The sequence below is a fragment of the Vibrio algarum genome (assembly GCF_028204155.1).
Lineage (GTDB): Bacteria > Pseudomonadota > Gammaproteobacteria > Enterobacterales > Vibrionaceae > Vibrio > Vibrio algarum.
Map to the genome: position 1 here is coordinate 1,369,310 of NZ_JAQLOI010000003.1, position 11,068 is coordinate 1,380,377.

At 39.4% G+C, this 11,068-nt stretch carries 7 protein-coding genes and 1 pseudogene; 7 read left to right on the forward strand and 1 reads right to left on the reverse strand.

What is annotated here, in order from left to right; genetic code table 11:
• Positions 1–216: 216 nt before the first annotated feature.
• Positions 217–1,794 carry an ATP-binding cassette domain-containing protein gene (locus PGX00_RS21610; RefSeq protein WP_407702422.1) on the forward strand — a complete coding sequence of 526 codons (1,578 nt, stop codon included), beginning with the start codon at positions 217–219 and terminating at the stop codon, positions 1,792–1,794.
• 2 nt (positions 1,795–1,796) lie between these two features.
• On the opposite strand, the gene PGX00_RS21615 is transcribed toward PGX00_RS21610, so the two are convergent.
• Positions 1,797–2,669 (reverse strand): AraC family transcriptional regulator, encoded by an 873-nt coding sequence (locus PGX00_RS21615; protein WP_272140464.1) that lies wholly within the window; start codon positions 2,667–2,669, stop codon positions 1,797–1,799.
• A gap of 112 nt (positions 2,670–2,781) precedes the next feature.
• On the opposite strand from PGX00_RS21615, the gene PGX00_RS21620 reads away from it, so the two are divergent.
• The 6 genes and pseudogenes from PGX00_RS21620 (at position 2,782) to PGX00_RS21645 (ending at position 10,977) form a co-directional block, all read left to right on the forward strand.
• Entirely contained in the window at positions 2,782–5,355 is a 2,574-nt protein-coding gene (locus PGX00_RS21620; protein WP_272140466.1) for a glycoside hydrolase family 3 protein, read from the forward strand.
• 343 nt (positions 5,356–5,698) lie between these two features.
• On the forward strand, positions 5,699–5,914 hold the full coding sequence (locus PGX00_RS21625) for a hypothetical protein (protein ID WP_272140468.1): 216 nt from the start codon (positions 5,699–5,701) through the stop codon (positions 5,912–5,914).
• Between the two features lie 271 nt (positions 5,915–6,185).
• Positions 6,186–7,205: a polysaccharide lyase family 7 protein gene (locus PGX00_RS21630; protein WP_272140470.1), complete on the forward strand. Its 1,020-nt coding sequence runs from the start codon at positions 6,186–6,188 to the stop codon at positions 7,203–7,205.
• Between the two features lie 274 nt (positions 7,206–7,479).
• Positions 7,480–8,339, forward strand: a pseudogene (locus PGX00_RS21635) (fumarylacetoacetate hydrolase family protein).
• A 394-nt stretch (positions 8,340–8,733) separates the two neighbouring features.
• Positions 8,734–10,137 (forward strand): TolC family outer membrane protein, encoded by a 1,404-nt coding sequence (locus PGX00_RS21640; protein WP_272140472.1) that lies wholly within the window; start codon positions 8,734–8,736, stop codon positions 10,135–10,137.
• Positions 10,138–10,200: 63 nt separating this feature from the next.
• Entirely contained in the window at positions 10,201–10,977 is a 777-nt protein-coding gene (locus tag PGX00_RS21645; RefSeq protein WP_272140474.1) for a SapC family protein, read from the forward strand.
• Positions 10,978–11,068: the final 91 nt, after the last annotated feature.

The following is an 11,068-nucleotide window of genomic DNA, read 5'->3' on the forward strand; positions in this document are numbered from 1 at the left end:
CCATTATTTATTTTGGACACTCGGGGTTAGTGGGCGTTGCTTTTCATCCTATCTTCTCTTAAAAAACGAAAAAATTTTCGACGTCATTAGACAATATCTGATGCCGTGGTGATTAATAAAGTTAACGCCTTGCCTGTCTGCATTCGCAGGTCGGTAACCCCCGTTTACTCATTTCGTAAAGGGAGGTTATTTATGCCTGCAAATAATTTAACGTCAATGTCTGTAATTCAGACTCAACAATTGTCTTTTCAACTAGACACCGGAGAGTGGTTGATCCGTGATCTCAATGTCAATATTAGTGAGAGGATTACAGGGCTAGTAGGACGTAACGGAGTAGGGAAATCAGTGCTATTGTCTCTTTTGTGCGGCCGACTATTACCCACAAAAGGCAGCGTTTATATTAAGGGAAAGGTTGGGTATTACAGTCAAGTCCCTTCGAAAATATTGAATGCTCCAGATACTATTGCTCAGTTTTTAGGGATTTCAGAAAAAATTATCGCCTTAAAGGCTGTTCAACAAGGCAGTAGCGTACAACGAGATTTTGATGCCATTCAAGATGATTGGGAAGTAGAGAGTCGAACTCGCAAGGCACTATTATCACTGCGTATCACTAATGATCTAGAAACACGCTGTACAAGTTTGAGTGGTGGACAATTAGCGATGTTGCAACTATATCGCTTGTTTAACTCCGAGAGTGATGTCCTCCTGCTTGATGAGCCGACCAATCATTTAGATTCTATAGGGAGAGAATGGCTTATTAATCGCATGGCGAGCTTTGCAGGTTCGATTCTATTGGTTAGTCATGATAGAGAGCTTCTTAATCATGTTGAAGCTATCTACCACCTTTCTACGTTGGGAATGGAACACTATTCGGGGAATTATGATTTCTACCTGCAACAGTATCAAATTCAGGAGAACGCGTTAAACCGAAGAATCGTTGGCCTTAAAGCTGAACAGAAAAAAATAGAAAGACAAGCTCAGAGAAACAAGGAAAAAATGGAACAACGTGAAGCTCAAGGGAATCGGCTTCGAAAGTCCGGTAGTCAGCCAAAGGTCTTGTTGGATGGAAAGAAAAACAAAGCAGAACAGAGCAAATCTTCTGTACTTAATAAGAATAAAAATCAATTAGATAGAAACAAAAATAAGCTGGCTGAATTACAAGCTAAACACGAGCTATTTAAAGTGCAGGCATTTTACCTTCAACAAGCGCAGGAACAGAAAAAGCGTACCTTACTTAGAGTGAATAACTGCAAATTGAATTATGGTAGCGTTCAAGAACTGACGGTTGTGATTGCCCAAACAGAAAGAGTCCACCTAGATGGCTACAATGGTTGCGGTAAATCCACTTTTCTCCAAGCTATACATGGAACTAATAGAGATTATAGTGGGGAAATCGACCGGTTTGTAGATACTGTTTATCTGGATCAGCATTTTGGGGTTCTTGACCTCTCCGACACAGTACTAGAAAGTGTGTTGAAGCATAGCGATCTCATGTTAGAGAGTACAGCGCGTACACTCCTCGCAGGAATAGGGTTTAGACGTGATACTGTCTTTCGAAAAGTTAGGCACTTGAGTGGCGGCGAGAAAATGAAACTGTCAATGCTAATGGTTAGTCATATAAAAGACTCACCATTACTGCTATTGGATGAGCCAGATAATCATTTAGATATAGAGTCAAAAAAAGCGCTTTCGATAGCATTAAATCAATATTGTGGTGCGTTTATACTCGTGAGCCATGACCCTGTATTTATTAGTTCGATTGAGATCAATAAGCGGTGGGAGATGAGCGCCTAGCGTTATTTATTAGGCATTTTCCTATATTGCCTCGGATTTTGACCATACTTTTGTTTAAAACATTTGGAGAAATAATTGCTATCCGAATAACCAGATTTATCCGCAATCTGTTGGATAGAGAGTTGTGGATAACCTAGCAAAGCTTCGTAAGCAAACTGCAATCTCTTGTCTTTTAGATATTGGTTAGGAGAAGTTTGTAAGTAAACCCGAAACAACCTTTCAAGTTGTCGAACGCTAATAAATGAAGCGGAGGCAACTTGATCTGTTCTCAAATCGTCACGGCGAAAGTGCTCTTCTAAATACACTAAGGCCCGACTTAGGATCATAGTTGAGCTGTTCATCTGTATATTGTCGCCTTGATAAAATCGTGAAAGTGTAATGATAAGTTGTTGTAGTTGAGCGTTTAACATGGTTTCAAAACCAGTGTGTGCTCGTTGATATTCATTATCAATTGCTCTTATTAACTTTTCTACTTCTGCATACTGTTCATTGTTTAGGTTAAGTTTGGCTGTGTAGTCTGCTTTTTGTCTGGCTACGGGTTCAATATTAAATAATGCTTGATAACCGGGCAGTAACTTAAGTGCAGGTGATTCAAAAATAGGTGTTTGAGACTCAAACATTAGGTTCATTAAGACCAACTTATCAACATCACTAAAACCATGTTCCACTTGGCCATTTATGACAAAAACATCGCCTTGCGTTAATGGGTAGTGGTAGTTGGAGACCGTATGGGTTGCCGTTCCTTTTACTACAATAAATAGTTCAGAAAAATCATGGCTGTGCGATGGGAAATCATGACAATGTGTACCATAACTGATGGCGAACTTCAGGTGAGGGTGTTTTAAATGTGTGTCTAACGTGTAAATTAAACCCATGTCGTATTTTTCCTTATATTTGTCGCTATATTAGCAGAAATATACGCTTCATGGACATATTATAGCGATATTAAAGTGACGAACTTATTGTTATTAACTGTTAGGAAGTACCATGACATCTCAATTTATTACGCCGTATTTTTCAGATTGGCCACAAATTCAATCCAAAATAGCCAAAGATGAAGCGATCGAGTCCGAAATTTCACGAATAGTGACATTAATGACACTCGAAGAGAAAGTTGGCCAAATGATTCAACCAGATATACGTGGTATCTCGATTGAAGAAGCAGCTACCTACAAAATAGGTTCAATACTTAATGGCGGTGGTGCATGGCCCAATAACGACAAACACGCAACTGCAATGGACTGGGCGAGTAAATCGGATGAATATTGGTTTGCTGTAGAATCAGCTTTCGAGGGTCGCCCTTTTAGAATTCCATTTATGTGGGCAACAGATGCCGTGCATGGACATAACAATGTATTTGGTGCGACGGTTTTTCCTCATAACATTGGGCTAGGTTGTGCACGTTCTCCTGAGCTTATTAAAAAAATTGGCCGGATAACGGCGATTGAAATTGCGGCAACCGGTCTAGATTGGACATTCGCGCCTACCGTAGCGACACCGAGAGATCTGCGCTGGGGACGAGTGTATGAAGGATATTCCGAGGATCCTGAAATTGTGTATAGTTATGCGGCTAAAATGGTTGAAGGTCTACAAGGTAGCGCTGACGATTTGAAAGGAGATAAGCACGTCATCTCAAACGTAAAGCATTGGGTTGGAGACGGTGGGACGCTTATGGGCGTTGACCGAGGTGTAAATAACTATAGCGAAGATCTGTTGCGTAACATTCATGCCATGGGGTATTTTAGCGGATTAAACGCTGGTGCTCAGGTAGTGATGTCTTCGTTTAATAGCTGGGACAACCAGAATAACTATGACCTTGCCCCGGAAGTTGAAGGAATATACAACTTTAAAATTCACGGCAGCAAATACTTACTGATGGATGTTTTAAAAGAAAAAATGAAATTTGATGGGTTGGTTGTTACCGATTGGCATGGGCACTCAGAAGTAAGTAAATGCACCGATGATGACGCTAGCTATGCGATAAACGCTGGTAACGATATTTTAATGATTCCGGTGCATAAACATTGGTTAAATGTTTATCACAAAACGATTGAAGACGTTCAATCTGGCGTTATTTCCATGACTCGTATCGATGATGCAGTCACCCGCATTTTAAGAGTGAAAATGAGAGCAGGGCTTTGGGATAAGCCGCAACCGACGAAACGGGGCTATGCTGGAAACCAAAATCTAGTTGGTGCAAATGAACACCGAGAAGTCGCAAGAGAAGCTGTCCGTAAGTCTTTAGTGCTGCTTAAAAATAACGGTGCCATATTGCCGTTAAAAAGAGATCAAAAAGTGTTATTAACAGGCAGTGCTGCTGATGATCTCCAAAAACAAGCGGGTGGTTGGAACTTAACTTGGCAAGGTGATGAAAACACACTTGATGATTTCCCAGGAGCCACAACTGTAAAAATGGCATTAGAGCAAGAGCTTGGAGCAAATAATGTGGTATTTGACCCAACACTAAGTACAGATTATTCAAAAGGGGACACCGCTATTGTGGTATTTGGTGAAGATCCTTATGCAGAAATGATGGGTGACATTAAAGCGTGGCAAACATTAGAATTCGCTGCCCTAAAAAGAAGTTACAAATCGGATTTGGAGAAAATTCGAACATTACATAAAGCGGGTGTAAAAGTTATCTCTATTTTCTTCAGTGGCAGACCGCTCTATGTCAACGAAGAAATATCTAAATCGGAGGCCTTTGTAGCCGCATTTTTACCTGGGAGTGAAGGTAAAGGGATTACGGATGTTTTACTTGCTAATGAATTAGGTGAAAAGCAGTTCGACTTTGTTGGTAAGTTGTCGTTCAGTTGGCCAAATAAGAAGCGAAGCACCCGTGTCCATAGAAAGCCTGCTCATATTCCAAATTATGAGGTGCCAACTTATGAACAAGATCCTAGTGGTGAACATGCTCCATTGTTTGAATATGGCTATGGGTTAAGCTATGAACATCAATCCTACGGAAGATACCTTGACAATCTACCGTTAGATAATGCGTCTAACGAAGAAGAACAAGTGGCTGCTCATGCTGTACACATGTTTGGTGTTGAGGCCACAGTTGGCGATTATCAACTTAAAATTTCGGATTCATTGCACCCAATTGGAATTGATGTTTCACGCAACAATAGTATGGCGCTTACAGATATCAATACCTACCCATTTAACTATCAGCAGCAACAAGATGCCGTTAGAGTCGAATTCAATAAACAACTCGCATCCGTTTATCTGCAAACTAGTGATGGGGGTGCGGAAGATTTATCTGGTTATGATAATGCTAAAGGAAATATCTGTTTCGATATTCATGTTGAGCGTGCGTCAAATATGCCGATTTATTTTGCTCTACAAACCTTTATGGATAAACGAGAGATGGAGTCACTTTCACGTATCGACATTTCTGAGCAACTTCTTAATGCTAAAGAAGGTTTCGCCACGGTTACTATACCTTGTAAAAGTTTTACCGAGCTAGGCGTTGATCTTCGATATATAGATACCCCGTTTATGCTGTTTACCGAAGGAGATCTTGTCGCAGTGATAGCGAACATTCGCTGGGATATTTGAGTAGAGCATTCAGGAATAGTTAGAGTTTGATAAACAAAAATAAGTGCACAGAATGAGTGCGCTTATTTTTTTAAGTAAAATATAAGAAATATTTTCAATGTCTAAAATATGAGATTTAGTGTGATCACCCAATAATGTTTATTTTTCCGATTAGGGATATTTGATAAAAATAAATAAATGTTCAAATAATGAACAGCTTAGCAGGGATCAAAAATAAAAAAACAATTGACCAATAACTCAATAGTCTAAAATACAACCTATAACTAGTCATTTATTCTGATTTGACGGCTGATGCATCCGATTCTATGGTTAATTATCACTTCAACTCATAAGGATACCGTGCATGAAAAGAAACAGTAAAACCTATCGATTTCAGCTGATAAAAGAGACGGTCGAGAGACATCAGCGATCTCACAGCACGGATCCTATGGTTAGGCATATTGGACACTTACTTACCGAACAACCAAATTTAGAAGAAGAACTCAATTCAGGCCACAACTTCGCCGGTTACCATTACGATAGAAGTATTGATGGTTGGGTCAGTGATAGATGGTCTTGAGTAAAACTTAATAATCATGATTAACGCTGATAGCATGTAACTAAGGCTCCTTTTGATGGAGCCTTAGTTACATTGATACTGTGTAACATTTCCATGATGAATGCTTTTGGAACGCTTTATCTTGTTAATATTTGAACAAAAATCACATATTTGGATTGCGGATGGATTATAAGATGTTGAGCGTTCAAATTTGAGAATTTGATCATTTAACTTCTTTTTGTATGATTATATTATATTTGTAATCTTAGTCATAAATATCAAGAGAGTTAACATGAAAAAGGTAGCACTTAGCGCTATTATTGCATCTTTATTTTCCCATTCAGTTCTGGCGGAAATGACGCCATATCAAGTGGAATTAGCGAACAAACTTGACCCTAATAAGGCACCATCCGAAAACTTTGAAATGTCAAAATGGAAAATAAATTTACCTATCGGCGATAAAACAGAAGCCCGCAAAGGTAAGGAGATGGAGATCATCGCAGCTGATCTAAATTATGTTAATTACCCGTATGTTCATCCAGAATGGTTTTACACGAATGCAAAAACGGGAGCAGTTGTATTTGCTGCACCAAACTCGGGACCAACTACACCAAATAGCAAGAATACCCGTAGTGAATTGCGAGCGATGCTAGATGTAACAGAAGCGTATCAATATAAAGCACCTGCAACTAATTTCGCTGTTAAATCTCATAAAAATGCGTCTGAATTTGGTGCAATAGGTGGACAGTTGACAGGGGCATTGACGGTTGATGCTGTTAGCTTGAGTGGCAACGACAAAAAAATGGGTGCGCACTCAGTTGTGATTGGCCAAATACACGGTTCAAACAACGAGCCGCTAAAGATCTATTATCGTAAAATGCCAAATCATACCCATGGTAGCTTATTTTGGAACTATGAAATTAATCCAAAAGATAAGAAAGACCGTTTCGATATCTCTCATAATGTATTTGGCCAGCATAACTTAACTAAAGCGGATGCAAACCCTGATGATGGCATTAAGTTAGGTGAGTTGTTTGAATATGATGTGAATATCAAAGACAACATAATGAATCTGACATTCACACGTAATATCGGGGAAGAGAATCAAAAAGAAGTGACTTTTGCGGTTGACTTAAGTAAGCCATATCCGGGCGAAGAAAAACTAGATACAAGTTATGGTCAAGATTGGATGTACTTTAAAGCAGGGGCATACAATCAGTGTAATCAAAGTTCCTCTGGTTGCGAAAATAATGGTGTGGAAGCTGGCGACTATACACAAGCGTCATTCTACAAGTTGGTGCTTAACCAATAAGACCCACATGGGTTAAAACAATCAAAACCAATGAGCCTTGCTATTCAGCAAGGCTTTTTTGTAACTGTCTCTAGTACTTCATAAGTAACACTGTGGATAGACTCGTAATGACTATACTTAGCTAAATTGCCATTGTTCGCTAAGTTTAGTTAGTGGTTAAAGTTATTTGTCCATTTGAGTATGAAATGGATAATCTAATTTTTATATCGTCACTATTGATCTTAAGTTGTAGGGAACGCGTATAGGATTATTTATGAGTTAAAAAGGAAACCTTATGAAATGGATTTTAATTGTTTTTTCGTTGATGTGCTCTTTTGTTGCCATGGCAGATATTGAGAAATTCGTTCGCTATAACCATCAGGGACAGAAGGCTTTTGGCAAATTGGTGAATGACAGTATTTATCCTATCTCAGGTGATATTTTTGCTGATTATTCAGTATCAAAATCGTCTATTTCGCTAGATAGTGTCGATCTTCTCATCCCAACTGTACCTGAAAAGGTCTTTGCCGTTGGAATGAATTTTGCCAGCCATATGTCATCTCCGTCTAATCAGCCACCCCCTCTTTTTTGAAACTTCCATCTTCTTTAATACTTTCTGGTAGCGATATTCACGCTCCCAAAGACGCAAAAAATGTCCATTTTGAAGGTGAGTTAGTATTAGTGATAGGTAAAGAAGCCAAAAATATCAGCGAAGATCAGGCTAAAACTGTGGTGTTTGGTGTGTTGGCTGGAAATGATTTGACAGAACGCAGCTGGCAAGGTCGTGATTTACAGTGGATGCGCTCCAAAGCTGCAGACGGCTTTGGTCCCGTATCTAGCACCATAGTTCGTGGTATTGATTATGAAAATGTTCTTTTAACGACACGTTTAAATGGTGACATCGTTCAACAAGAAAACACGAGTCACATGATTCATAGTGTCGATAAGGTTGTCAGTTATTTAAGCCAATATTTTACGTTAAAGCCGGGGGATCTTATTTTCATGGGGACACCAGGTCGGACAAAAGCACTTGCAGATAAGGATATTGTTTCAGTCACAATAGAGGGGATAGGGAAGTTAAAAATACCATTCATTTTTAAGTTTATCTGTATAGATAATATCCCGTTAAGCAAATATTTGAAGGGCCTAAAATAGATATTAAGTCCTTCAAACTTTACCTCTGACAAAATAAATAAGTTATTGATATATTTTGTGTTAGATATAGAAATCTAGAGCTAACAGTCTAATTCTTCCTTGTTAACACTTCACGATCGCCACCTAAACTAAAGTATCAAACAGACTACTGTCTTTATATTGAGACAAAATAGGAATTATTCGCATTTATGCGACTGTATTTGAACAAAACAGGTATATTCATTAGCTGTAAATGTTAAGTATGTGTTCTATTATTGTTATTGTTAAATATATTTATAGCGATTTGGAACCATTTCTTACATTGATATGCAATCAGGCTATTAAGGTGGCGGTTTGATTAGATATTTGAGGTAAGTCCTAAAAACAATTTATTACAAGGTTACACATGGACGTGATGAAAAAACAACTAACGCATATCAAACGCAGTGTACTCGTGATCGGACTTACACCATTCTTTGCACAGGCGGAAAACTTGCTACAAGTTTACCAACAAGCATTGGAAAACGACCCTGTCTACCGCGCAGGTATCTATCAACACCAAGCGGATATTGAAATATACGATCAAGCGATGGCGGTTTTACTGCCAACCATCAAATTTGATGCAAGTCGAACAGAAACCAAGCAAGAAATTGTTAGTTCAGACAACAGCGTTTATAACACTGGTAGTACTTCCTACCCAACCGATGAACTCAGTCTTTCCGTTACTCAATCGATATATAGCTACAGTAATTGGGCCTATTTTAAACAAGCTAAAGAAGATGTAAAACGCGTGGCGGCTGAACTAGAAGATGTCAAACAAGAGCTATTAATGAGAGTGGCAGAGGCTTATTTTAATGTGCTCAAAAAGCGAGACAATTATCTTGGTATTCATGCAGAGGTAACGGCACTTGAGAAACATTTTGAATTAGTTGAATTACAAGTAAAAAATGGGCTTGCTCGTACAACTGATTTACTCGATTCAGAAGCTAGATTCTTGCAAGCACAAGCACGTGAAATCGAGATTAGTAATAATCTCCAAGATGCATTGCAAGGTATCCATGAGATAACGGGCTCTTTACCTAGGTCATTAGTGACTCTAGGAGAAGAAATGCCTATGGCCGAACCAGAGCCTTATCAAGTTGACGCATGGCTTGAAAATGCTCAACAGAACAATCCTATGATACTCGCCAAGCGAGGTGCACTCGCCTCTGCAAGAGAAGAGATTCGTCGCCAACAAGGCGGACACTACCCAACATTCGATTTCGTATTTACCCAAAACAATAGTGAAACAGACGGTTCTTTATTTGGTGGTGGTAGCGAAGTGGATACGCAAACCTTTATGGTTCAGATGACATTGCCTCTCTATGCAGGTGGTGCCGTGTCATCCAAGGTAAGAGAAACCGAGAGCCTATACAACAAATCAAAAGATGAACTTGAACTTTCATGGCGTGAAACTAACAGAGAAACTCGAGCGGCGTTCACCGGAGTGACCAGTGCGATTAGTAAAGTAAATGCTCTGCAAAAATCGGTCGAAGCGTACGAGCTGGCGGTTGACGTTAAACAACAATCTTTTGAGTCGGGCGTCGCCTCAAGTGTAACTGTATTGGATGCAGTAAGAGATCTGTTTATTGCTCGTACGGAATATTCAGCCGCTCGTTACGATTATCTATTAAACAACCTGCGTTTAAAAAGAGCGGTTGGAACCCTTAATGAGTTAGATATGCAGCAGATAAATTCAGCGCTGCTCGGAGAAGATGTCTCAACTGATATACAAGCAATGGAGAGCAAGTTAGAAAGTGAGTCATTAGCATTACGTTAAAGTGGTATTCAGGGACTAAATAAAAAAATAGTCGTATTAAAACAAAGAGATCAGGAGTTCGATGTGGCTACACAACTATTAATTTATGGACAAGTAGAAGCAGTAAATAAACAGCGTCACCTAGATTGGTCAATTAAGGCTGAAAGTCATTATGGGTTCGCTAAACAAGTCAATTCAGTGCCGTTAATGGCGGTTGAATTTCCCAGTGCAGCAGAAGATTACTCTATTGTATTTGCAGGGGAAGGTGACGATTTATTACCCGTCGTAATTATGGGTGTTCGTCAAGATGAAAACCTCTATATCGATGAAAAAGGTGACTGGAAGGCCAACTATATTCCGGCATTTATTCGTCGTTACCCTTTTGTTTTCGCCAGTACCGATGCGGGAAAGACACTTACCCTATGTTTGGATGAAGATTATGCAGGGTGTAATCAAGAAGGGCGCGGAGAGCGTCTGTTTGATGCTGATGGCGAGCAAACCCATTATCTGACTAAAGTACTGGATTTTCTACAGGATTACCAAACGCATTATCAACGTACGCAAGCCTTTTGTAAAAAACTGAACGAGTTAGATCTGTTTGAAGAAATGGGCGCTAAATTTACCCTACCAAGTGGCGAAGAACGCACTTTGACGGGTTTCAAAGTGATCAGTAGAGAAAAGCTTAAAGCGTTACCTCAAGAAGAACTCATGGCATTGATGGCAAACGACGGGCTAGAACTTATTTATCTCCATCTACATTCTATGCGTAATTTAAATAAGGTTTTGCAACGGTTACCAAAAGTACAAAGTGAGCCAGATCAACCTTCTATCGAGATAGAAGAAAGTGCGGAAGTTCATTAATTCGCACTTGGGCTGTCAAAATTTAAGTCCAACAATCAGCACTTACGCTTAACGCGAATAATGCACAGCAATAATGCTGTGCAGTTTGCGT

Bases quoted from the DNA above. Each gene is read 5' to 3' on its own strand.
- PGX00_RS21640 (WP_272140472.1), top strand. From the start codon at position 8,734: ATGAAAAAACAACTAACGCATATCAAACGCAGTGTACTCGTGATCGGA.
- PGX00_RS21610 (WP_407702422.1), top strand. From the start codon at position 217: ATGTCTGTAATTCAGACTCAACAATTGTCTTTTCAACTAGACACCGGA.
- PGX00_RS21630 (WP_272140470.1), top strand. From the start codon at position 6,186: ATGAAAAAGGTAGCACTTAGCGCTATTATTGCATCTTTATTTTCCCAT.
- PGX00_RS21625 (WP_272140468.1), top strand. From the start codon at position 5,699: ATGAAAAGAAACAGTAAAACCTATCGATTTCAGCTGATAAAAGAGACG.
- PGX00_RS21615 (WP_272140464.1), bottom strand. From the start codon at position 2,669: ATGGGTTTAATTTACACGTTAGACACACATTTAAAACACCCTCACCTG.
- PGX00_RS21620 (WP_272140466.1), top strand. From the start codon at position 2,782: ATGACATCTCAATTTATTACGCCGTATTTTTCAGATTGGCCACAAATT.